We start from the raw sequence: 22204 nt of genomic DNA on the forward strand, positions 1-22204 counted from the left end.
ACCATCGTAGGCGCTCCATCGGCGCGATGGTCACTGGTGGCGGTGCTCGACCCCGCCGAACCCGACATAATTCGCGTCCTGCACACGCCCCAAACGTTATCCGGTTACGCCGTCGGCGAACGCTACGGCAGGATGCACGAGTGGAGCTCGTGGAGATCATCGAGGACGGCGTGCTGCTGCGGCCCTGGCGAGAGACGGATGCCGAGGCCGTGCACCGAGCCTGCCAGGACCCGGACATTCAGCGTTGGACCACCGTACCGCGCCCGTACCGGCCGGAACACGCGCACGGATTTGTCACCGAGATGAGCCGGAAGGCCTGGGCCGAGGGCACCGGGGCACCGTTCGCGGTCTGCGACCCGGACACCGGGGAGCTGCTGGGTTCCAGCGGGCTGATCTCGATCGACAAGGACGGCACCGGTGAGATCGGCTACTGGACGGCACCCTGGGCGCGTGGTCGGGGCGTGATGGTCCGGGCCACCCGGGCGGTGGCCCGCTGGTCCTTCGACACCCTCGGGCTCCGCCGGCTCATCTGGCAGGCCGAGGTGGGCAACCACGCCTCCCGGCTGGTGGCACTCCGGGCCGGTTTCCGGATCGACGGCAGGTTGCGGCTGGCCCATCCGGCGCTGCCCGGCAACGCGGACGGCTGGATCGGCTCGCTGCTGCCCGGCGAGGTACCGGCCGTCGGGTCGACCGGGCCGGCCGGACCGGGCACCCTCGCCGCCCGGCGGGCCGCCGTCTTCGGCCGCCCGCAGCCCGTTCTGTTCGCCGAGACCGGGGCCGGCGAGCTGCGTCTGCGGCCCATGGAGGAGAAGGACCTGGACGCCGTGGTGCAGACCTGCCGGGACCCGGAAAGCATCCGCTGGACGACAGTGCCGGACCCGTACGAGCGCGCCGACGCGCAGGGCTACCAGGCTTACGGCCGGGACGCCTGGGCTCGGGGGGACGCCGCCTGCTTCGTGATCGCCGACTCCGACGACCGGTACGCGGGCACGCTCGACCTGCGGCTCTCCCCCGCCGACCCGTTGGTGGCCGACGCCGGCTTCATGACCGCGCCGGCGGCCCGGGGCCGGGGCTACCTGCCCGCCGCGCTGGTCGCGCTCAGCGCCTGGGGCTTCAGCACGTTGGGCCTGGCGCGGATCGAGTGGAAGGCGAACGTGGGCAACACCTCCTCCCGCCGGGCGGCGGAGAAGGCGGGCTTCCTGGTCGAGGGGATCGCCCGGGGCGGCGTGCAGCACCGGGGCGAGCGGGTGGACGTGTGGGTCGGGGCGCTTCTCGCGAAGGATCTGGGATGAAGCTGCGGCCGGTCGTCGAGGCGCACGGGGTGCGGCTGCGCCCGTTTCGCGCGCAGGACAGCGCCAACGTGGTGGACGGCTGCGCGGACCCGCTGAGTCAACGGTTCGTGTCGAACCTGCCGACGCCGTACACCGAGACCGACGCCCGCTGGTGGATCGACGTCGGCGCCCCGGCGGCCTGGACCGGCGGCGGCACGGCGTACGCCGTCGCGGACCCCGCGACCGATCGTCTGCTCGGCGCGGTGGGGTTGAACAACCCGGTGCCCGCCCGGGGTCAGCTGGAGATCGGCTACTGGATGCGACCGGCGGCGCGCGGTCGCGGGCTGGCCACCGCGGCGACCCGCGCGCTGAGCGAGCACGCGTTCGCCGCCGGGGCGGCCCGACTGGAGCTGCTCACCGAGCCGGAGAACGGCCCGAGCCAGCGGGTCGCGCTGGCCGCCGGCTTCCGCTACGAGGGTTTGCGCCGTTCGGCAGGCGCTTCCCGCGACGCGGGCCGGCACGACCTGCTGGCCTGGGTACGCGTCGCCGGTGATCCGCCCGGCCCGGCCGCCCGGCTGCTGCCCGACCTGCCCGGCGGGGTGCTCACCGACGAGGTGGTGGCGCTGCGGCCACTCGCGCCGGACGACGCGGCGCTGATGTACCGGCTGCACAGCCGACCCGAGGTGGTGGCGAACCAGGCGCCGCCGGTGCCGCCGACGCACGAGGCGATGGAGCGACGTTGTCGTCTCGCGCAGAGCGGCTGGCTGACCGGCGAGATCGCCCGGCTGATGATCACGGACGTGGCCAGCGGCGAGCCGGCGGGCAGTTGCGGCTTGTCGTACACCGACGTGGCCGCCGGTGAGGCGTCGGTCGGCTACGCGTTGCTGCCGGACTGGCGCGGCCGGGGGTACGCGACGCGGGCGGTCCGGTTGCTCGCGGGCTGGGCGTTCGGCTCGGCCGGTATCGCCCGGCTGTCGGCCGGCACGGTACCGGACAACACCGCGTCGCACCGGGTGCTGGAGCGGGTCGGTTTTCGGCGCGAGTCCGTTCAGCGCGGCCGGCTGCCCGGGTTGGCCGGCGCCCGCCTGGACGACCTGACCTTCGCGCTGCTCCCCGCCGACCTCCGCTGACAGATCGTGGAGTTGTGGTGGGCGTTTCCCCACCACAACTCCATGATCGGCGCGGATCGGCTACCGGTCAGGTGGCGAGGGAAATGATGCCGTAGTCGTACGCGTGGCGCCGGTAGACGACGCTGGGGCGGCCGGACTCCTTGTCCTGGAAAAGGTAGAAGTCGTGGCCGACCAGTTCCATCTCGAACAGCGCGTCGTCGATGGTCATCGGCTCGGCCGGGTGGACCTTCTCCCGGGCGATGTGCCACGGCTGGTCGTCGTGCTCCTCTTCGACCCGCTCCGCGACCGCGGTGCCGGCGCGGGCGCCGTCGCTGGGCGCGCTCAGCTCGTTGGGCACCAGGTCCGCGACCGGAAGGCCCGCTGTGGCCTCGGCGACGGAGATCGGCGCGTGGCGGCCCCGGTGTACGCGGCGGCGGTCGGCCGCGCGGCGCAGCCGGGTGTCGAGCTTCGCGATGGCCGCGTCGAGCGCGCTGTAGAAGTCGTTCGTGCAGGCTTCGGCCCGAATCACCGGGCCCCGGGAAACGCAGGTGATCTCCACCCGCTGGCAGTGGTCGGCCTGGCGCGGATTGCGCTCGTGAAACAGCTCGACATCGACGCGAATAAGTTTGTGGTCGTAGCGTTCGATCTTCGCGAGTTTCTCGGCTACGTGTACCCGGTAATGGTCCGGCACTTCGACGTTTCGGCCCTTGACCACGATGTCCACGTGACCTCCCTTGTTCGGACGGTCTTCGATCCGGTTACCCGGCCGCGCGCCGTGGGGAGACCCGCTGGCGTCGACCGGTTGGTACGGCTACGCCCTCCTCTCACCGCCAGGGGCGGTTGGAACGACCTCCTACCCCCGACAGCGAAACGCTAACTCCTGTTCGCCCGGCAGTCACCCCATGTTGCCGAGACGGCCAAGGATTTTTCGCAGCTCATACACCAACGGGTGAAACGGAAACACGGTCGGTTACGACTGGTGTCTTTTCTCGGTCGCCGCGAGCACCGCCGCAACACTCGGTGCCCACCCTGTCGCGGTCAGCACCCGGCTCGCGGCCGCGAGGGTCACGCCGGTGGTGACGATGTCGTCGAGCAGCACCACGACCGGCGCCGCGCCCTCGGCACGACCCCGGCCCGGCCCGCTCGAGCGGGGCTGGAAGGCCGCCTCGGCCGCCGCCGCGCGTCCGGCGCTGTCCAGGGTGACCGAGTCGGGCCGGGGCGACGCCCGCAGCGGACGGTGCACCCGCACCGCCCAACCGCTCCGGTTGAGCCGGGCCGCGCAGTGCCGGGCAAGCCGGTCGAGGTGGTCCCCGTAACGGGACCGGGCCGCCGCCGCGGTGTCCGGGACCGGAACCAACGCCACCGGGCGGGCCCCACCGACGGCCGCCGCGACGACCTCGGCGAGCAGCGCGCCGAGCGGGCGAGCAAGGCCGTGTCGGCCGCGTTCCTTGTACGCCAGCAGGGCCTCGCGCAGCGGACCCGCGTACGGGCCGAGGGCGACGCAGGACGGCAGGCCCGGCGGGGCGGGGGTAGGGCGGACCGCCCGTGGTCGCAACGCACCCAGCGCCACGACACAGGCTGGGCAGACCCCGCGCCGCAGGCCGGGTCGGCGCTCCCGACAACCGGCGCAGTCTGCGGGCAGCACCAGGTCGGCGAGGTCCGCCCAGAGCCCGCTCACCGTGTCAGTAGAGGAAGAACGGCGCCGACGGGTTGCTCGGCCGGACGCCGGTCGGCACGGGGGCGATGTCGCGTACCCGGCCGGGCTCGATCCGTTCGAACGGGCTGCTGCGGTAGGCCACTCCGTTCGCCTCGTACATGTAGGCCCCGCTGGCCGCCCGCACGCCGCGGTTGGTCGGGTACGCCGTCAGGTGGGTGACCTTGGCGCCGAGGTCGGTCCGCAGCGGCGTCTCCAGGGCGCCGTCGACACTGATCTCGTAGATCGCCGGCTGGCCGACCGACCCCGCCACCACGAGCTGGTCCTCCCTGCCCCAGTCGACCGCCGTCGGGTTGGTCAGCGAGGTGACCAACTCTCGGGGCGGGCCGATGGAGACCCCGCCGCCGTCGAGGTTGACCGCGGCGACGTAGAGACGGCCGCCGGCAATCAGCGCCACCCGCTGGCCGTCCAACGCGGCGGCCACCGCGGTGACCGCGGCGGAGGGCAGGTTGAGCGGCACCGGATACATCCGGGCCGCCTCGTCGAACCGGTAGAGCTGCCCGTCGGCCACCACCAGGCCGCGGCTGGGGCGGTTGTCGACCGTACGCAGCCAGACCGGTCGGCTGATCGAGGAGTACCCGGTGCCGCCGCTGCGGCTGAGCACGGAGACCGGGTCGGCGCCCGTGCCCACCGCGAGTCGGTACCGGTTCTTGCCGCTGCCGGTGACCACCATCGCGGCGAGGATCCGGCGGTCCTTGGCCAGCCCGAGGCTGGCGGAGACGACGTTACGGTTGGCCTCGGGTGTCAACGGCACGGTGCCACTGGGCTCGCCGTCGAAGTCGAGTGGGTGGATCGCGCCGTCGTACACGCCGAACCGCTGCGGGCCGGCGACATACGGGTAGAGCACCCGGGAGTCTCGTCGCTCGCCCAGGTCCACCACGGGCTGCGCGTTGTTGCGGATCTTCAACTCCAGCTGACCGGTAAGGTCGCCCAACGACCAGGCGATCTGCGTGATCAACTGATCGATCCCGTTCTGGTCGTCACCGGACATGTCCAGGTTGACCTCCCACCGACCGTTCCCGCCGGTGGCGTTGTTGATCAGCTCGGTGCGGTCCGGCAGCCCGACGACCCCCGGGCGCAACCAGTCGGAGGGGCCGCCGACCAGCCACTTCACCACCTCGTTGACCTGCCGCTCGACCGGCACCGCCAGCGGTCGGTACCGCTGGTCAGGCACCAGGCGGGCGCGGTCGGAGCTCCAGAAGTAGATCGTTTCGTCCTGGTAATACTGGCGGAGGGCGGTGTCGCTGAGCAGCAGCACGTTGGGCGGGTTGATGATGTACAGGCCGGCGCGATCACCGTCGACGCCGCCGTCGAACGACGCGCTGCGCAGGCCGAACTCGTACTCCGTCTCGGTCGCCACCGGTGGAGCCAGGGTGCCGTTGGTCCGCAGAACACCGAGCTGCTGCACGGCGATCTTCACGGTCGTGGTCCGGTCCCTGTTGGGGGTGTAGACCGCCTCGCGCAGCCGGACCACGTTAAGCGCGACCTCGCTGCCCTTCTTGTCCTGTAGCCGGGTCTTGTCCTCCGGGGCGATGAACGCCTTGACCCGCTCGTACGCTCGATCCGGCTCGCCTGCGGCGGCGGACAGGAAGTTGCGGACGAACGCCCCGTTGTCGCTGCCGCCGGCCGTCCGCGTCGGTGGCTCACTGCCCCGACTGATCACACCGGCCTCGGTCGCCGCGCCGCCCTTGCCGTCCACCCGCACGTCGGATGCCGCCGGGATGCCACAGCCGGCGCCCAGCAGCACCATCACGCCGAGGGCCCCGAGCACAGTTGGCCGTCTCACGAGCGCACCTCCGTCCGCTGCCCGTCTCCGGCCGGAGCCGGGCCGATCGCCAATGCACCGCCGGTGCCGGGACCGATGGCCAGTGGCCCACCGTCGCGGGGGCCGCCGAACGGCAGGGCGGCGTCGGCCGGCACCAGCCGCAGCGGTGAGGTGGTCAGCCGATCGCCCGCACGGGCCGGCAGGGTGAGCCGGAACTGCGCGCCCTGCCCGGGCGCACCCCACGCCTCCAGCCAGCCGCCGTGCAGCCGTGCGTCCTCCAGGCTGATCGACAGCCCCAGCCCGGTGCCCCCGGTCTGCCGGGCCCGGGACGGGTCCGCCCGCCAGAACCGGTTGAACACCAGCTTCTCCTCGCCCACCTTCAGCCCCACACCGTGGTCGCGGACGGTGATCGCCACGGCGGTCTCGTCGATGCCGAGGGTGATCAGCACCGGGCGGGCCTCACCGTGCTCGACGGCGTTGCCGACCAGGTTGCGCAACACCCGCTCGACCCGGCGCGGGTCGACCTCGGCGATCACCGGCGTGCCCGGCAGGTCGAGTTCGATCGGTACGCCCACCCGCTCGGCCAGGCCAGCCAGCCGGTCGACCACCCGGTGCACCACCGGCACCAGGTCGGTCGGCTCGGAATCCAGCATGGCGAAGCCCGCGTCGAACCGACTGATCTCCAGCAGGTCGGTGAGCAGCTCCTCGAATCGATCCAGCTCGGCCTGGAGCAGCTCGGCGCTACGGGCGACCGCCGGGTCGAACTCGTCTCGCTCAGCGAAGATCAGGTCGGCGGCCATCCGGACCGTGGTCAGCGGGGTACGCAGTTCGTGGGAGACGTCTGAGGTGAAGCGGCGCTGCAACCGGGACATCTCTTCCAGGCGCAGGATCTGCCGTTGCAGGTTGGTGGCCATCTGGTTGAACGACGCGGCGAGCAGGGCCAGGTCGTCCTCGCCGTTGACCACCATCCGCTGATCGAGCAGGCCCGCGGAGAGCCGCTGGGCGGTTCGTGCGGCGACCCGGACCGGGTTGACCACCAGCCGGGTGACCAGCGCCGCAAGCAACCCGAGCAGGATCACCAGCGCTACCCCGGTGGCCACCACTGTGGCGCGGGCGTCGGCGGCGGTGACGTCCTGCCGGCCCAGCGGGACCAGATAGTAGAGCTCGATCTGGCCGAAGCGGGTGGGCACCGGCGAGCCGTAGACCAGGTATTTGGTGGTCTTGTCGGTGAGTCGCCCGGTGCGGATCTGGCTGGCCACCTTGCCGTCGGCGATCGCGGCCCGCAGCTCGGGGCTGATCAGCGACTGCACGTTCGCCGACGGGGAGGTGCGCGTCTGGATGTCGTTGGGATAGCCGTCGGCGGTGATCGCGACCACCACCCCGCTGGTCTGCTGGGGGTCGCCGCCGGCCAGGTAGTTGACAGTGCCGTCGATGGTCTCCTGAAGCTGCGCCTCCTGCGGCTGCCCGTAGAAGGAGACCTGCTTGGCCGCGTAGCTGGCACCGCTGGTCACCCGCTGCCGGACGTCGCTGCGCGCGCTGTCGAGCAGGATTGTGGTGATCTTGTCAGCGATCAGGAACGCGAACCCGCCGACCAGCAGGCTGGACGCGACCAGCGTGATGGTCACGACCCGGACCTGGAGCGAGCGGCGCCAGGTCTGGTGCGCCCGACCCACGGCACGGGCGACCCGACCGCTCACCGCACGCCAGAGCTCCCCGCCGGCGCTGGGCCGGCGGGCAGCCGTACTCGGGGAGGGTGGGGGCGGCGTGGTCGACACAGTGCGACCAGGCTATCCGGTCCCTGCCTTGTAGCCCACGCCCCGCACGGTGAGGATGATTTCCGGTCGCTCCGGGTCCGGCTCGATCTTGGCCCGCAACCGCTGGACGTGCACGTTGACCAGACGGGTGTCGGCAGCGTGCCGGTAGCCCCAGACCTGTTCGAGCAGCACCTCGCGGGTGAAGACCTGACGTGGCTTGCGGGCGAGCGCGACCAGCAGGTCGAACTCCAGCGGCGTCAGCTTCACCTCCTCGTCGTTGCGGCTCACGGTGTGCGCGGGCACGTCGATGGTGATCTGGTTGTCCGGAGGCCCGATGGTGAGCATCTCCGGGGCCACGTCCTCACCTCGCCGCAGTCGGGCCCGCATCCGGGCCACCAGCTCCTTGGGCTTGAACGGCTTGACCACGTAGTCGTCGGCGCCGGACTCCAGGCCGAGCACGACGTCCACGGTGTCGCTCTTTGCGGTCAGCATGACGATGGGCACGCCGGACTCCGCCCGGATCGACCGGGCCACGTCGATACCGCTCATACCGGGAAGCATCAGGTCAAGCAGCACGATATCGGGACGACTGTCGCGAAAGGCGGCCAACGCCCGCTCGCCGTCCGCCACAAACGAGGGCAGGAAACCCTCACTGCGCAGCACGATGCCGAGCATCTCGGCGAGCGCGGGGTCGTCGTCGACCACCAGTACGCGGGCTCTCATGGGATTAATATTGCATCCTCATTCAGTTCGGTGGGACCGGCGTCCGCCGGTAACGCTTCGCGCCGCCGTCAAACCGGTGACCGCGGTCCGCGGCGGCGGCGCCACGGCTGCGGTGCCTGGCGCGCGCGAACGGGCCGTCGCCAGGCTGCCACCATGATCCCCCTTTGGCGCCGCCTGGCGCCACCGCAGGCTGAGCCGAGCCGGTTGTCGCCATCCGGACGACGGTCAGCCGAACAGCCCACGCCCCCAGTGATCCCCGCCGTCGCGTACCCCGGGAGGACAGGCGAACACCCCACTGGAGACGTGTCGCAGGTACTCGTTCATCACGTCGTGCCGGGCCAACTGCGTCTGGATCGGCACGAACTGACGGCGTGGATCGCGCTGGTAGGCGATGAAGAAGAGGCCCGCGTCGAGTCGGCCGAGGCCGTCCGAGCCGTCGACGAAGTTGTAACCCCGGCGCAGCAGCTGAGCGCCGCCGTTCCGACTCGGGTGGGCCAGCGTGACATGCGCGTGCTCGGCGATCACCGGCTTCCCGTCCGCGCCACGGGCGGCGAAGTCGGGCTCGTCGAACTCGTCGCTGCGACCCAGCGGCGCGCCGCTGCCCTTGGTCCGGCCGACGATCTCCTCCTGCTCAGCGAGGGAGGTCCGGTCCCAGGTCTCCACGAGCATCCGGATCTTGCGGGTGACCAGGTACGAGCCTCCGGCCATCCAGTCCGGTCCGTCGCCCGGCTGCACCCACAACTGGTCGCGCAGCAGGTCGGTGTCCTCGGCCTTGAGGTTGGCCGTGCCGTCCTTGAACCCGAAGAGGTTGCGCGCGGTGGCCTGCTCCCGGGAGGTCGACGAGGTGCGGCCGAAGCCCAACTGCGACCAGCGGACGCTCACCACGCCCATGCCGAGCCGGGCCAGGTTGCGGATCGCGTGCACCGCCACCTGCGGGTCGTTGGAGCAGGCCTGGACGCAGAGGTCGCCGCCGGAGAGCTGCGGCTGCAACGCGTCGCCGGGGAACTTCGGCAGCTCGGCGAGAGCGGCGGGCCGACGGTCGGCGAGGCCGAAGCGGTCCCGCCCGTCGGCGTCGCGGAACAGCGTCGGCCCGAAGCCGATGGTGAGGGTGAGCTGCGAGGGAGGCAGGCCGAGTGCCTCACCGGTGTCGTCCGGCGGGGCCTCCGGCATACCGCCGACCGCACCCAGCACCCCGGCGTCGCGCCCCGCGGTCATCCGGGCGGCGGCGGCCGTCCACTCCTCCAGCAGTTCGACGAGTCGGGCCCGGTCCTTGGTGATCACGTCGAAGGCCACGAAGTGCAGCCGGTCCTGCGCCGGGGTGACGATGCCGGCCTGGTGCTCACCGTGGAACGGCACGGCCCCGGCCGGGTGGTCGTTCGCCGCGGCCGGGCCATGGGAGCCGTTCAGCAGCGCCCCCGCGCCGGCCGCCACTCCGGCGACCCCGGCCACCCCGGCGCCGGCCAGGGTGATGGCCCGGCGCCGGGTGAACCTGCTCCCGCTCATCGACTCGACTCTTTCTGCCAGGTGGTCACTTCGCGACGGCCGCGGCGACCTTGCTGATCGGCTCGGCGAGCGCGTTGATCCCGTCGGAGAGCTCCTTGAGCTCGGCCTTGCTCAGCGCGGTGTGCAGCTTCCATCCGTCGCCGTCGCGGTGCTTGCCGAGCAGTCCCTCGACGTTGGCGAACTCGGTGTCCAACTGCGTGACCAGCTCCGGCGAGCGCTGCTGCAACGCAGGGCGCAGGGCGGACACGGCGGCCTTGGAACCGTCGAGGTTGGCGGCGAAGTCCCACAGGTCGGTGTGCGAGTAGCGGTCCTCCTCGCCGGTGATCTTGCCGCTGGCGACCTCGTCGAGCAGTTCCTTCGCGCCGTTGGCGAGCTGGAGCGGCGAGAGCTTCTCGGCGTTCGCCTTGGCCACGATCTCCTTGACGTCGACCAGCAGCCGGTCGGCGATCGGGCCGTCCTTGCTGATGTCACCGGACTGCCAGAGGTCCTTCTCGATCCGGTGGAAGCCGGTGAACTCCATCCCCTCCTCGATGACCTCCTCGCGGCCGTCGATCTTGGGGTCGAGGTCACCGAAGATCTCGGCGACCGGCTCGATCCGCTCCCAGTACGTGCGGGCGACCGGGTAGAGCGCCTTGGACTTCGCCACATCGCCGGCCTTGACCGCGCTGACGAACTCCTCGGTCTTGTCCAGCAGCGCGGCGGTCTGGCTCTTGACGTAGCGCTGGTAGTTGTCGGTGGCGTCACCCAGCGCGGCGTCCGCGGTGAGAGGCTGCGCCGACCCGCTGACCTTGAGCGCGCCCCGGATGCCCTTGCCACTCATCCCTGGCTTGCAGGCCGTCTGGTACGTGCCGGCCGGCAGCTCCACGTGCAGCTCGCGGCTCAGCCCTGGGGCGATGTTCTCCACCTCGCCCATGACGCGGTCGCCGTCGGCGTACACGTAGAACTCGGTCACCTTCGCACCCGAATTGGTGATCTTGAAGGTGGCGGTGCCGGCACCCAGGTCGGTCGAACCGACCTCACAGGCGGTGTCGCTGGCCTTGACCACGATCGGTCCGCCGGACGCGGCCGAGTCACCCTTGTCGGAGTCGGAGCAGGCGGCCAGACCGGCCGTCGCCAGCACGCCGGCGGCGGCCAGCGCGAAGAACTGGGTGGTACGCATCTGGGCTGTCTCTCCTCGTGGGTCAGGCACGCTGCGGCGTGGACGCCGCCTCGGCCTCGGCGCCGGTATCGGTGTCGGCCCCGCGCTCGGTGACGGTGGTGGTGGTCGCGGTGGGTGCCGGCTTGCGCCGGGCCGGTCGCAGGAAGAGCAGGAGCACCGGTACGGCGTACGCGACCCAGGCGATCGTCTCCAGCACGGTGGGCGCCGGAGTCACGTTGAACATGCCGGCGAGCAGGGCCGCGTACCAGGTGCTCGGGTCGAGCGCGCCGGTGATGTCGAAGGCCAGGTCGTTCAGGCCGGGCAGGACGCCGGCCTCCTGGAAGTCGTGCACGCCGTACTTGAGGATGCCGGCGGCGACCAGGATCAGCAGCGCGCCGGTCCAGGTGAAGAACTTGCTGAGGTTGATCCGCAGGGCGCTGGCGTAGAGCAGCACGCCGAGGACCACGGCGGTGACGATGCCGCCGATCAACGCGAGCAGCGGACCACTGTCGCCGGCCGCGCCCTGGGCGGCCGAGTAGAAGATCAGCGCGGTCTCCAGGCCCTCGCGGATCACCGCGAGGAAGGCCATGCCAGCGACGGCGAGGGACCCGACGGCCAGCGCCTCGGTGAGCCTGCCCCGCAGCTCGCCGGCGATGGTCCGGGCGGCCCGGCGCATCCAGAAGATCATCCAGGTCACGAAGACCACGGCGGCGACCGAAGTGATCGCCTCGAACAACTCACGATCCTCGGAACGGGACAGCAGCGAGGTCGACGTGTACTCGATCAGCCAGCCGAAGAGCACCGAGAGCGCCACGGCCAGGCCGACGCCAGCCCAGACCTGCGGCAGTCGGTCCCGGCGCTGCGACTTCACCAGGAAGGCGACCAGGATGCTGACCACCAGGGTGGCTTCGAGCCCTTCCCGCAGGCCGATCAGGTAGGTGGCGAACATCCGGGCTCCGAGTAGGTTAGGCACGCCTTGGCTGACTTAGGGCAGGCATACCTTCCTCCTGGTCAGCGCCGCCGTCAAGTCGTTCACGACAAGCTCACCCTGTCTGCGGCGAACCCCACCGTGCGAAGATCGCGCCGTGAGGGGATTCCTGCCGTGGTTGACGGTGCTGGCCGTGGTGCTGCTGCTCAGCGCACTACGCCTACGGGCGCTGGCCACCCTCGTCTCGCTCGGCTGGCTGGCCTGGTGCATCTGGACCTGGTTCCGCCCCACCCGCCGCAGCTAACCAAGCCCCGACCCTGGCGCCCCGGCCCGGCGCCCCGCGATCTTGCACTTTCTGCTGCGACATATCGCACCTAAAGCCGTGAATCTCCAACCGAAACTGCAAGATCGCGGGAGCGCAGGGCAGATCGCGGGAGCGCAGGGCAGATCGCGGGAGCGCAGGGCAGATCGCGGGAGCGCAGGGCAGATCGCGGGAGCGCAGGGGGCAGGGCGGAGACGACGAACCGGGCCGGCTGCGAACAGCCGACCCGGTCCGGAGATGTCGATCAGTAGCGGTAGTGGTCCGGCTTGAACGGACCCTCCGTGGAGACGCCGAGGTAGGCGGCCTGCTCCTTGGTCAGCGTGCTCAGTTTGGCGCCGAGCGCGCCGAGGTGCAGCCGGGCCACCTTCTCGTCCAGGTGCTTGGGCAGCACGTAGACGCCGATCGGGTACTCCTCGGTCTTGGTGAAGAGCTCGATCTGGGCGATCGTCTGGTTGGCGAACGAGTTCGACATGACGAAGCTCGGGTGCCCGGTCGCGTTGCCCAGGTTCAGCAGGCGACCCTCGGAGAGCACGATGATGGCGTGCCCGTCGGCGAAACGCCACAGGTCGACCTGCGGCTTGATGTTGATCCGCTCGACGTCGGACCGCTTGGCCAGCCCGGCCATGTCGATCTCGTTGTCGAAGTGGCCGATGTTGCCGACGATGGCCTGGTGCTTCATCCGGGCCATGTGCTCGTTGGTGATGACGTCGAAGCAGCCGGTGGCGGTGATGAAGATGTCGGCCTGCTCGACCACGTCGTCCAGGGTGGCGACCTGGTAGCCGTCCATCGCGGCCTGCAACGCGCAGATCGGGTCCACCTCGGTCACCACGACCCGGGCGCCCTGGCCGCGCAGCGACTCGGCGCAACCCTTGCCCACGTCGCCGTAGCCCATGACGACCGCCATCTTGCCGCCGATCAGCACGTCGGTGGCGCGGTTGATGCCGTCGATGAGCGAGTGCCGGCAGCCGTACTTGTTGTCGAACTTGCTCTTGGTCACCGAGTCGTTGACGTTGATGGCCGGGAAGAGGAGGGTGCCAGCCCGGTGCATCTCGTAGAGCCGGTGCACGCCGGTGGTGGTCTCCTCGGTCACGCCCTTGATGCCGGCGGAGATCCGGGTCCAGCGCTGGCCGTCCTCGCCGAGCGAGCGGTGCAGCAGCTCGAGGATGACCGCGTACTCCTCGGAGTCGGCGGACTCGACCGGCGGGACCGCCCCGGCCCGCTCGAACTCGGCACCCTTGTGAACGAGCAGGGTGGCGTCGCCGCCGTCGTCGAGGATCATGTTGGGGCCCTGCCCGTCCGGCCAGGCGAGCACCTGCTCGGTGCACCACCAGTACTCGGGCAGGGTCTCGCCCTTCCAGGCGTACACCGGAACCCCGGCCGGAGCCTCGGGGGTGCCGTCCGGGCCGACGACGATCGCCGCGGCGGCGTGGTCCTGGGTGGAGAAGATGTTGCAGGACGCCCAGCGCACCTGCGCGCCGAGCGCGACCAACGTCTCGATCAGGACGGCGGTCTGGATGGTCATGTGCAGGGAGCCGGTGATCCGCGCGCCGGCGAGCGGCTGCGCCTCGGCGAACTCGCGCCGGATCGCCATCAGGCCGGGCATCTCGTGCTCGGCGAGCTGGATCTCCTTACGCCCGAACTCGGCGAGCGACAGATCCGCCACCTTGAAGTCGCCTTCGGCGAGCGTGCTCGGCCGGGCCTCGGACGGCGTGCCGCTGGCGGACGCCGGGAGGGTGCTGGTCATGAAAGCTCCTGTCGAACGATGTCTGCGCCGACCCTCCACCTTACGCGCGTCGCCGACGGGCATCAGGCATGGTCGGCGGACAGCGCACGGGGCGGTCGGTGATGGACGGATACCCGCCCACGTCCCGCCCGCCCCGTGCATCCCCCCGGTTTGGTTCCCCCGCACGTTCTCGGACCGTCGTCGCGATAACGCTGCGTACTCATAGAGTCACACTCGGCCAGGGTGACGTCAAGCTATTCCGGGAAAGTCGGACTTGTGTCGTTGCCCGAGTAGAGGTCAGCGCAGCCCGGACGTCGCCACGTACGCCACACCGGTGCCGTCGATCCGCAGCGGCGCTCCCAACGCCGTACCGATCGCCGCCTCGCCCGAGACCAGCGTCAACGCGCCAGCACCGTCGTCCACGGTGATCGAACCGCCAGCGCAGAGCACCACCCGGGGGCCGGGCAGAGGCAGCGTCACCGACGGCACCGCCGCGTCGACCCGCACCCGGTGCAGCGCGAAATCGTCCACCGGCACAGGCCACCAGTCCACGCCCGGGCCGACCGGCTGCGCGGCCCGCACCGGATCGTCGAGCACCTCGAAGCGCAGCACCCGCAGCAACTCGTCGACGTCCACCCGCTTCGGGGTCAGGCCGCCGCGTAGCACGTTGTCGCTGGCCGCCATGATCTCCACGCCGCAGCCGCTCAGGTAGGCGTGCAGGTTGCCGGCGGGCATCCAGATCGCCTCCCCCGCCTCCAGCCGCAGGTGGTGCAACAGCAGCGCGACCAGCGCACCCGGATCCCCCGGGTACGCCCTGGCCAGCCGGCGGGTCAGCTCCGCGTCCGGGCCGTCGGCCGGCGCTGCCACCACCGCGGCCAGCAGGTCGTGACGCCTGGCGACCGGCCAGCCGAGCAGCGTCCGCACCGCCGTCCGCAACCCCGCCGGCCCGGCCCGCAACGCGGCGACCACCGGCGCCAACGCCGGTACGCCGAACGCGGCGAGCGCCTCGGCCGACTCCGCCGGATCCCGGAAACCGCACAGCGCCTCGAACGGGGTGAGTGCGACCAGCAACTCCGGCTTGTGGTGCGGGTCGGAGTAGTTGCGCTGCCCCTCGGGGCGCCCCGCCTCCGCCGCGTAGCCGGCCTGTGCCTGCTCGGCGTCCGGGTGGGCCTGCAGGCTCAGCGGAGCGTCGGCCGCGAGCACCTTGAGCAGGAACGGCAGCCGGCTGCCGAACCGCTCGGACACCCGCTGGCCGAGCCACTGACCTGGTTCGTCCCGCACCAGGTCACAGAGGCTCACCCGCAGACCGGCGCGATCCACGTGGGCTGGAGCACCCGGATGGGCCCCCAACCACAGCTCCGCCTCCGGACCCGCGCTCGGCACCGATCGCCCCTGAAGGAGGGCGATGGCCGAGCGCGAGCCCCAGGCGTAGTCCCGGATCGGCCCGTACAGTGGCTCCACCCGTCAGCCCCCGGGCCGCCCGGCCGCCTCGCCCGACGTGTCCTGCGGCTGCGGCACGGCGGTGTCGGCCGCGGCACCGGTGCCGGCCGCGGCGGCGGCGGCGCTGTAGACGTCCGGCTCCAGATAGATCACCCGGGCGGTCGGCACCGCGGCGCGGATCCGCGCCTCGACGGCGTTGATGCCACGGGCCAGGTCGTGGGCGCTCTCCCACTCCGGCACGGCGATCTTGGCGGCCACCATCAGCTCTTCCGGGCCCAGGTAGAGCGTCTTCATGTGGATGATCCGCTCCACCTCGGGGCCGTCGGTGACGGCCCGCTCGATGGCAGCCAACTCGGACGCCTCGGCGCCCTCACCGAGCAGCAGGCTCTTCGTCTCGATGGCCAGCACGACGGCGATGACGACCAGCAGGATGCCGATCATCGCGGTGCCGGCGGCGTCCCACTCGCCGTTGCCGGTGATCAGCGTCATGGTGACGCCGAACAGGGCGAACACCAGACCGACCAGCGCGCCGAAGTCCTCCAGGAGCACCACCGGCAGCTCCGGCGCCTTGGCCCGGCGGATGAAACGCACCCAGGACTGGTTGCCCCGGATGTGGTTGGACTCCTTGATGGCGGTCCGGAAGGAGAACGACTCCATGATGATCGCCGACACCAGCACGACCACCGGCAGCCATTGCCAGGACTCGATGCCGCCCTTGTGATGCCACTTGTGGTACGCCTCGTAGAGCGCGAACAGACCACCGATGCTGAACAGCACGATGGACACGATGAACGCGTAGATGTAGCGCTCCCGGCCGTACCCGAAAGGGTGTTCCGGGGTGGCCGCGCGCTTCGCCCGCTTGCCACCGAGCAGCAGGAGGCCCTGGTTACCGGAGTCGGCAACCGAGTGGACCGCCTCGGCCAGCATCGACGACGAGCCGGAGAGCAGGAACGCGACGAACTTGGTGACGGCGATGCCGATGTTGGCCAGCAGGGCGGCGACAATCGCCTTCGTCCCACCGTTGGCGCTCATGCCACCGCTCCGCTTCGCCACACGAAGCCGCCCGGTCCGCGCATGACGCGCCGCCCCCTACGTTCGTTCACTGGTTCGACAGCTCCTTCATCTCGGTGATGGCCGGAACGGCCATCGGGTCCAACCCGTGTGCCAGAGCCAGGTAGATCGAGGCGAAATCCGGAACGGCGATCAGCGACGCCAGCCGTTCCAGGGCGGAGCCGCCCTCGGCGGTCACCACGTCGCACCGCACGCCGCGGCGCTCCGCGAGGGTCTGCACCGCGTCAGCACGGCGCTCCTCGACGGCGAGCGGCTCGTCGGTGTCGTCCTCGGCGTTGAGCCCGCCGTCGCGCAGCAGCACCAGCCTCAGCCGGGTGCCCTCGCCGTCGTCCTCGGCCGGGTCGGCGAAGATGTCCCGCTCCCCCTCGGCCAGGCCGCCGAAGACGCCGTCGAGCAGCCCGACCCGACCCCGCCCGGCCTCACCCAGCGCTCCGGTGACCACCGGGTAGCGGGCATTGGCCGACAGGGTGTCGCCGAACCGGCGGGCCGCCACCGTGGCCAGCGGGGACGAACCCCAGACGATCGGGATCGAGCCGGCCAGGCCCAGCGCCAGTGACTTCGCCGGGTTGACGAAGGACTCGCCGGCGGACCGGCAGCGGTCGGCGTCCGCGTCGAGCCGGGCAGCGGTCTCCGCGAGGTCCGCCTCGTTGACCTTCACGAGCCCGAGGGAACGGGCGGCGAGCAGGACCGGCACGGTGAGCGCCCAGAGGCTGGCCCGGGCCGGGGCACGCCGGGGCACCGGGATGAACGGCGCCCGGGCCTGCTCGGCGATCGACTGCAACTGCGAGTCCGGGGCACCCACCGCGACGAGTCGGGCACCACGGCGGTGGGCCGCCTCGGCCGCGCCGAGCGCCTCCGGGCTACGTCCGGACGCGCTCACCGCGATCACCACGTCGGCCGCGCCCACCCAACCGGGTACGCCGGCGGAGCGGTGCCCGATGATCGGGACCGGGCAGCGTGGCCCGGCGACCGTGGCCAGCACGTCCCCGGTACGCCCGGCGGTGCCGATGCCGGCGATCACGACGGCTCGGGGCCGCCCGTCGTCGGCGAGCACCGCGAGGTTCGCCTCGGCTGCCAGCGCGGCGCTCTCGCGAACCTGCGCACCGGCCGACGCCGTGTGCCGGAGCATGCCGCCCGGGTCGGCCTCGGCCAACGCCTGCGGGTTGTCGAGCAGGGCCTCGTCGGCGTCACGGCGCCCGCTGACCCCGGCCGTACCGTCGATCATGAGGACTGCCCGGGGCCGCCGCGCGCCTCGTCGAGCAGCAGCACCGGCACGTCGTCGCGGACCTCGAAGATCCGGCCGCACTCCGTACAGGTCAACGTCTGCGCCTCGGCGTCGTAGGTGAGCGGGGCGTGGTGCGTGTCCGGACAGGCGAGGATCTCGAGCAACTGCGGATCCAGGGCCATGGCGCGGCTCCTTCCACGTGTACGGCTTGACCGACGGCGGTGCCGACCGGCGCAGGCGATCTTATCGGCGAACGCGGTCGAGCACGTCGTCCCGGAGCGAGACCATCCGATCCCGGGTGGGCGCCTCGACGTTGAGTCGTAGCAGCGGCTCGGTGTTGGAGGCGCGCAGGTTGAACCAGGCGCCATCGGGGAAACGCAGGGTGAGCCCGTCCATCTCGTCGGCCACCGCGTCGGGGTACGCGGCACGCACCTCGGCCACCGCTGCCGCCTGGTCGACCACCGTCGAGTTGATCTCGCCGGAGGCGATGTAGCGCTCGTACTCACCGGCCAACACGGACAGCGGCAGCGACTGCTCGCCCAACGCGGCCAACGTGTGCATCGCCGCGAGCATCCCGGTGTCGGCGAACCAGAAGTCCCGGAAGTAGTAGTGCGCGGAGTGCTCGCCACCGAAGACGGCGTTGGTACGGGCCATCTCCGCCTTGATGAAGGAGTGCCCGACCCGGGCGACGACGGGCTGCCCACCGTGCTCCCGGATGATCTCCGCCACGGCGCTGGAGGTGATCAGGCCGTGGATCACCGTGGAACCCGGGTGCTTGGCCAACTCACGGGCGGCCACGAGTGCGGTGATCGCCGACGGTGAGACCGGTTCACCGCGCTCGTCCACCACGAAGCACCGGTCGGCGTCACCGTCGAAGGCCAACCCGATGTCTGCCCCGTGCTCGACCACCGCGCGCTGGAGGTCGACCAGGTTCGCCGGGTCAAGGGGGTTGGCCTCGTGGTTGGGGAAACTGCCGTCCAACTCGAAGTAGAGCGGCACGATCTCCAGCGGCAGCGGCGACAGGGCCGCGTCGCCCAGCACGGTCGGAACGGTGAAGCCACCCATGCCGTTGCCGGCGTCGACGACCACCTTCAACGGCCGAATGCCCGACAGGTCGACCAGCTTGCGCAGGTAGCCGGCGTAGTCGGGGAGCAGGTCGCGCCGCTCGGCCGGCCGGGTCGGGGCACCGGCGGGACGAGCGTCGCCCGAGTCCAGGAGGGCCTGGGCCCGCTCCCGGATCTCGGCCAGGCCGCTCTCCTGGCCGATCGGGCGGGCACCGGAGCGGCACATCTTGATGCCGTTGTACTGCGCGGGGTTGTGGCTGGCGGTGAACATCGCGCCGGGCAGGTCGAGCGAACCGGACGCGTAGTAGAGCAGGTCGGTGGAGGCGAGGCCGATCTCGATCACCGAGCGCCCCTCGGCGCGTACGCCGGCGGCGAACGCCGCGGCCAGGCCGGGCGAGGTGGCCCGCATGTCGTACCCGACGACGACGGAGTCGCCCGGCTCGTCCGTGGAGTTGAGCAGTTGGGTGAAGGCGGCGCCCAGTGCCTCGGCGACCCGTTCGTCCCACTGGTCCGGCACCGTCCCGCGGACGTCGTACGCCTTCACAATCTGGGACAGATCAGACACGTGTTCCACTCCTTGGCCGCAGGTTAGACACCGATCCTGAGCCTAACGGAGGGCCGGCCCGTACTCCGCTCAGCCGGGGAGCCGGGGAATGAACACGGTGTGGCCGCCGCCGTCGGTGGGCGGGTCACCAGGGTTCGGGCGACCGTCGGGCCGACCCGGCATCGGCTGGGTGGCCTCCGGCGCCGGGGCGTCCGGCCGGGCACCGTAAACCCCGCCGGTGGCGGGACGCGGTGACGGCACCGCACCACCCCAGGCGGCGGGCGGCGGCTGCTGGCCGTACACCTGACCGGGGCGACCGGGCGCGGCCGGCAACCCACCCCCGGCGCGGTAGGTGGTGCCGCCGGGGTTGCCCGGCAGGGTGCCGGGCGCGTCGTCGGACGGCTTCCGGTCCTGCCGCGAGCGGCGGAACAGCAGCACGATGAGCAGCAGTCCGACCGCCACCAGCACAATGCCGAAGTACATCACCGGTGATCCTCCCAAGGACGACTCGGCGGCGGCCGCCGTGCTGTTCGGCGCCGCGGAGACGCCACCCTGCGCCGCCGGGTTCACCGCCTCGTCGACGGTCGCGACCTCGGTCGGGCTCGGGGTCGGCGTCGGCTTCTTCGACTGTGACGGAGTCGGCGACGGAGTGACCCGGGCTCCGGTCAGCCGCGCCGCGTCGGTGGCGCGACCCAGCGTCTGGCCTGCGGCGCTGATGCCCGCGCCGGTGACCACCAGACGGCCGCCCGGCGAACCCGCCGCGAACGCCACCCGGTACCGCACCGTGATGCCCTTGCCCTTGCACAGCGTCGGCTTCAAGGGTGACGTCTGCGCGGTCGACACGGTGCCGGTGCCGCCGGTGACAGCCACCGGGAACCAGCGCCCACCCGCGTTGACCTCGACCGCCACCTGGTTCGGCTGAAGACCCTCCAGGCTGAAGCCCAGCGCGGTACGCAGCAGGACGCACCCGTCGGTGCGCTTGCGCACCGCGACGTTCACCCCCTGCGCGGAACCACCGGCGGCGAAGCTACTGGCCGCGCCCACCCGGACCGAGTCCTGATCGGCCAGCGCCGGTGACGCACCGAGCATCACCAGGCCGCCCGCAAGACCGCAGACCGCCGCGAGCCGTGCCACGCGTCGACGCACTGTCATGATTACCTCGCCGTTCTCCCCGGGTGGGGTCCGCGGGTCAGGCTACTACCGGCCCACCCATCCCACCGGTCATAGAGCGCCCCGCATGTGTGCGGCGTTACGGTTTACGGCCCCTCCCGCCGGCCTCCTGGTGGGCGGACTGACCAGCCAATCAGCGGGCCTGCTCCGCCTCGGCGAGGGCATCACGGCACAGCCGGTCGGCGGTGCGGGTGGTCTCCGGCAGCCGGTAGCGCGGAGTCAACGCGAGCACCTGCGCAGTCGCGTTCTCCAGGCTCACCCGATGGCCGACGCTGACGAAGACCGGCTTCACCCCGTCACGGGTCCGCAGCACCCGACCGAGGACCTCACCACCGTCGCGCAACGACGACCAGGAACCCCGCTCGGCGGACGGCTGATCCCACACCCCGACCAGTGGCGTCTTCGCCACCCCGATAGCGGGCAACCCGGTGACCACCCCCAGGTGGCAGGCGAGCCCGAACCGGCGCGGATGGGCCAGCCCGTGCCCGTCGCAGACCAGCAGGTCCGGGATGGTGGTAAGACGGTCGAGCGCAGCGAGCAACGCGGGTAACTCACGGAAGGCGAACAACCCCGGCACATAGCCGAACGCGGGTCGCCCCACATCGACTGCCGAGTCCACCACCGCCAGGGTCCGGGCGTCCAGGACCGTCACGGCCGCAGCCAGCAGGTCACCACCCTCGGCGTACGCGACGTCCAGGCCGGCCACCGTCGCGGGCGCGCTCGGCCCCGGCCCGACCAGGTCCACCAACGGTCGCAACTCCTCCTGTACGGCCACCGCCTCGGCGACACTGCCCGGCCCTTGTGTCCCCGTGGCCGCCGTGCCCGGCGCGCCCCTCGTGCCCGGCGCGTGCGGCGCGCGCGACGCGCGCCATGATCCACTCGGCTTCACGGAAGTCGGGTGGTCACGCAGCCCTGGATGCCCCGACATCAATGAACCGGAGTCGATCACCCTCGCCCTGAGGCACCGGCGCCATTCCCGGCGGCCCCGCCATCCTGGCCACCCCGGACAGGATCGCCGTCGGCCCGGCCCCTGATCGCACCCAGGCCGAACACGAAGGCAATGCCGAGGGCGACACCGAAGGCGACGCCACCCTTCGCCCCGAACACCGCAAGGCCGATCGCCAGGCCAACCAGGATGCCAACCGGCCAGGCCCAGACAGTCGACCTGATGCCCTTCGTGCCAGATCTCACCATGCGTCGATCTTATTCGGCGCCGCCAAGGCCCTACGGATAGCCGTTCACGACAGGGCGACCCTCAACTCGTCGCGGGCCCCCTCGACCCACCGGCCAACCCCCTGCGCGCCGCTGTGACCGCGAGCTCGGCCGCCTCGTCGAGCAACTGACGGGCAGCTTCCCGATCGCCATCGGTCACGGCCAGAACCGCCAGACCGATCAGATTTCGCGGCGTCTCCCTCAGTCCCCACGAATGAGCGCAACGCCGGCACACCCAATCACTGCCGACCGGATGGCTGCGGGCCGCCCGCGCTGGCGTCGGGCGCGAACATGGCTCGGATGTCGTCCTCGTCGGGCAGCGCACGGCCCCCGCTGACAGTCTCGGCCACTCTCTCGGCCGTCGCCCGATCAACGGTTTCGAAGCGGTCGACGTTTCGATAGTCGTTGACGAAGCGCACGACCAGTGCTGGGTCGAAGGCCCAGCGCCCGCTGCGGTGATCCCAGAGAATGGCATTACCTGCGCCTACGTCCATTACGAAGAGCCCAGCAGGACCCCCGACCCTCTCG

20 protein-coding genes are annotated in these 22204 nt (G+C 71.5%); 3 read left to right on the forward strand and 17 right to left on the reverse strand.

All coding sequences use genetic code 11. The features are described 5' to 3' along the window. Positions 1–140: 140 nt before the first annotated feature. Together ACFYP0_RS07290 and ACFYP0_RS07295 are read left to right on the forward strand one after the other, a co-directional pair. On the forward strand, positions 141–1292 hold the full coding sequence (locus tag ACFYP0_RS07290) for a GNAT family N-acetyltransferase (protein WP_124862792.1): 1152 nt from the start codon (positions 141–143) through the stop codon (positions 1290–1292). Next, the gene (locus ACFYP0_RS07295; protein ID WP_124862795.1) at positions 1289–2401 is read left to right on the forward strand and encodes a GNAT family N-acetyltransferase; all 1113 of its coding nucleotides are present in this window, start codon (positions 1289–1291) and stop codon (positions 2399–2401) included. Before ACFYP0_RS07290 ends, ACFYP0_RS07295 begins: the two co-directional genes overlap by 4 nt. A 67-nt stretch (positions 2402–2468) precedes the next feature. On the opposite strand, the gene hpf is transcribed toward ACFYP0_RS07295, so the two are convergent. The 8 genes from hpf to efeU form a co-directional block, all read right to left on the reverse strand. Then, positions 2469–3104 (reverse strand): ribosome hibernation-promoting factor, HPF/YfiA family, encoded by a 636-nt coding sequence (hpf, locus tag ACFYP0_RS07300; RefSeq protein ID WP_356975934.1) that lies wholly within the window; start codon positions 3102–3104, stop codon positions 2469–2471. A gap of 246 nt (positions 3105–3350) precedes the next feature. Further along, entirely contained in the window at positions 3351–4025 is a 675-nt protein-coding gene (locus tag ACFYP0_RS07305) for a ComF family protein (protein ID WP_356976334.1), read from the reverse strand. 37 nt (positions 4026–4062) lie between these two features. Further along, positions 4063–5844 (reverse strand): LpqB family beta-propeller domain-containing protein, encoded by a 1782-nt coding sequence (locus ACFYP0_RS07310; protein ID WP_356976332.1) that lies wholly within the window; start codon positions 5842–5844, stop codon positions 4063–4065. Between the two features lie 32 nt (positions 5845–5876). Further along, a complete protein-coding gene (gene mtrB / locus ACFYP0_RS07315; RefSeq protein ID WP_355494386.1) occupies positions 5877–7634 on the reverse strand; it encodes an MtrAB system histidine kinase MtrB in 1758 nt (585 codons plus the stop codon). A 12-nt stretch (positions 7635–7646) separates the two neighbouring features. Next, positions 7647–8336 (reverse strand): MtrAB system response regulator MtrA, encoded by a 690-nt coding sequence (gene mtrA, locus ACFYP0_RS07320; protein WP_030331519.1) that lies wholly within the window; start codon positions 8334–8336, stop codon positions 7647–7649. A gap of 225 nt (positions 8337–8561) precedes the next feature. Next, a complete protein-coding gene (gene efeB / locus ACFYP0_RS07325; RefSeq protein ID WP_355494387.1) occupies positions 8562–9839 on the reverse strand; it encodes an iron uptake transporter deferrochelatase/peroxidase subunit in 1278 nt (425 codons plus the stop codon). A gap of 25 nt (positions 9840–9864) precedes the next feature. Further along, positions 9865–10998 (reverse strand): iron uptake system protein EfeO, encoded by a 1134-nt coding sequence (efeO, locus tag ACFYP0_RS07330; RefSeq protein WP_124862804.1) that lies wholly within the window; start codon positions 10996–10998, stop codon positions 9865–9867. 22 nt (positions 10999–11020) lie between these two features. After that, positions 11021–11926 (reverse strand): iron uptake transporter permease EfeU, encoded by a 906-nt coding sequence (efeU, locus tag ACFYP0_RS07335; RefSeq protein WP_355494388.1) that lies wholly within the window; start codon positions 11924–11926, stop codon positions 11021–11023. Between the two features lie 136 nt (positions 11927–12062). Between efeU and ACFYP0_RS07340 the strand changes: the two genes are divergently transcribed. Further along, on the forward strand, positions 12063–12209 hold the full coding sequence (locus ACFYP0_RS07340; protein WP_334497919.1) for a hypothetical protein: 147 nt from the start codon (positions 12063–12065) through the stop codon (positions 12207–12209). A gap of 262 nt (positions 12210–12471) precedes the next feature. Here the strand turns inward: ACFYP0_RS07340 and ahcY are convergent, their stop codons facing one another. The 9 genes from ahcY to ACFYP0_RS07385 all read right to left on the reverse strand — a co-directional run bounded on the left by ahcY (position 12472) and on the right by ACFYP0_RS07385 (position 22170). After that, entirely contained in the window at positions 12472–13971 is a 1500-nt protein-coding gene (gene ahcY, locus ACFYP0_RS07345) for an adenosylhomocysteinase (protein WP_355494389.1), read from the reverse strand. A 276-nt stretch (positions 13972–14247) separates the two neighbouring features. Beyond that, positions 14248–15411: a mannose-6-phosphate isomerase, class I gene (gene manA / locus ACFYP0_RS07350; protein WP_355494390.1), complete on the reverse strand. Its 1164-nt coding sequence runs from the start codon at positions 15409–15411 to the stop codon at positions 14248–14250. Between the two features lie 3 nt (positions 15412–15414). Next, positions 15415–16422: a cation diffusion facilitator family transporter gene (locus ACFYP0_RS07355; protein ID WP_355494391.1), complete on the reverse strand. Its 1008-nt coding sequence runs from the start codon at positions 16420–16422 to the stop codon at positions 15415–15417. 67 nt (positions 16423–16489) lie between these two features. Continuing rightward, positions 16490–17686 (reverse strand): SIS domain-containing protein, encoded by a 1197-nt coding sequence (locus tag ACFYP0_RS07360; protein ID WP_124856967.1) that lies wholly within the window; start codon positions 17684–17686, stop codon positions 16490–16492. Further along, entirely contained in the window at positions 17683–17868 is a 186-nt protein-coding gene (locus tag ACFYP0_RS07365; RefSeq protein WP_091394023.1) for a Trm112 family protein, read from the reverse strand. The genes ACFYP0_RS07360 and ACFYP0_RS07365 overlap by 4 nt, the downstream gene beginning before the upstream one ends. A gap of 61 nt (positions 17869–17929) precedes the next feature. Further along, entirely contained in the window at positions 17930–19315 is a 1386-nt protein-coding gene (locus ACFYP0_RS07370; RefSeq protein ID WP_355494392.1) for a phosphomannomutase/phosphoglucomutase, read from the reverse strand. Between the two features lie 69 nt (positions 19316–19384). Beyond that, positions 19385–20446 carry a hypothetical protein gene (locus ACFYP0_RS07375; protein WP_355494393.1) on the reverse strand — a complete coding sequence of 354 codons (1062 nt, stop codon included), beginning with the start codon at positions 20444–20446 and terminating at the stop codon, positions 19385–19387. A gap of 151 nt (positions 20447–20597) precedes the next feature. Beyond that, the gene (gene nfi, locus ACFYP0_RS07380; RefSeq protein ID WP_124857011.1) at positions 20598–21239 is read right to left on the reverse strand and encodes a deoxyribonuclease V; all 642 of its coding nucleotides are present in this window, start codon (positions 21237–21239) and stop codon (positions 20598–20600) included. A 676-nt stretch (positions 21240–21915) separates the two neighbouring features. Then, a complete protein-coding gene (locus ACFYP0_RS07385) occupies positions 21916–22170 on the reverse strand; it encodes a hypothetical protein (RefSeq protein ID WP_356975928.1) in 255 nt (84 codons plus the stop codon). Positions 22171–22204: the final 34 nt, after the last annotated feature.

The organism is Micromonospora arida (genome assembly GCF_042873195.1).
Classification (GTDB): Bacteria; Actinomycetota; Actinomycetes; order Mycobacteriales; family Micromonosporaceae; genus Micromonospora; species Micromonospora arida.

What these genes read in the sequence shown, in the direction of transcription:
- ACFYP0_RS07295 (WP_124862795.1), top strand. Translation starts at nt 1,289, where the DNA reads ATGAAGCTGCGGCCGGTCGTCGAGGCGCACGGGGTGCGGCTGCGCCCG.
- efeB (WP_355494387.1), bottom strand. Translation starts at nt 9,839, where the DNA reads ATGAGCGGGAGCAGGTTCACCCGGCGCCGGGCCATCACCCTGGCCGGC.
- ACFYP0_RS07355 (WP_355494391.1), bottom strand. Translation starts at nt 16,422, where the DNA reads ATGAGCGCCAACGGTGGGACGAAGGCGATTGTCGCCGCCCTGCTGGCC.
- mtrA (WP_030331519.1), bottom strand. Translation starts at nt 8,336, where the DNA reads ATGAGAGCCCGCGTACTGGTGGTCGACGACGACCCCGCGCTCGCCGAG.
- ACFYP0_RS07360 (WP_124856967.1), bottom strand. Translation starts at nt 17,686, where the DNA reads ATGATCGACGGTACGGCCGGGGTCAGCGGGCGCCGTGACGCCGACGAG.
- ACFYP0_RS07310 (WP_356976332.1), bottom strand. Translation starts at nt 5,844, where the DNA reads ATGGTGCTGCTGGGCGCCGGCTGTGGCATCCCGGCGGCATCCGACGTG.
- ACFYP0_RS07365 (WP_091394023.1), bottom strand. Translation starts at nt 17,868, where the DNA reads ATGGCCCTGGATCCGCAGTTGCTCGAGATCCTCGCCTGTCCGGACACG.
- efeO (WP_124862804.1), bottom strand. Translation starts at nt 10,998, where the DNA reads ATGCGTACCACCCAGTTCTTCGCGCTGGCCGCCGCCGGCGTGCTGGCG.
- ACFYP0_RS07385 (WP_356975928.1), bottom strand. Translation starts at nt 22,170, where the DNA reads ATGGACGTAGGCGCAGGTAATGCCATTCTCTGGGATCACCGCAGCGGG.
- ahcY (WP_355494389.1), bottom strand. Translation starts at nt 13,971, where the DNA reads ATGACCAGCACCCTCCCGGCGTCCGCCAGCGGCACGCCGTCCGAGGCC.
- ACFYP0_RS07375 (WP_355494393.1), bottom strand. Translation starts at nt 20,446, where the DNA reads ATGACAGTGCGTCGACGCGTGGCACGGCTCGCGGCGGTCTGCGGTCTT.
- efeU (WP_355494388.1), bottom strand. Translation starts at nt 11,926, where the DNA reads ATGTTCGCCACCTACCTGATCGGCCTGCGGGAAGGGCTCGAAGCCACC.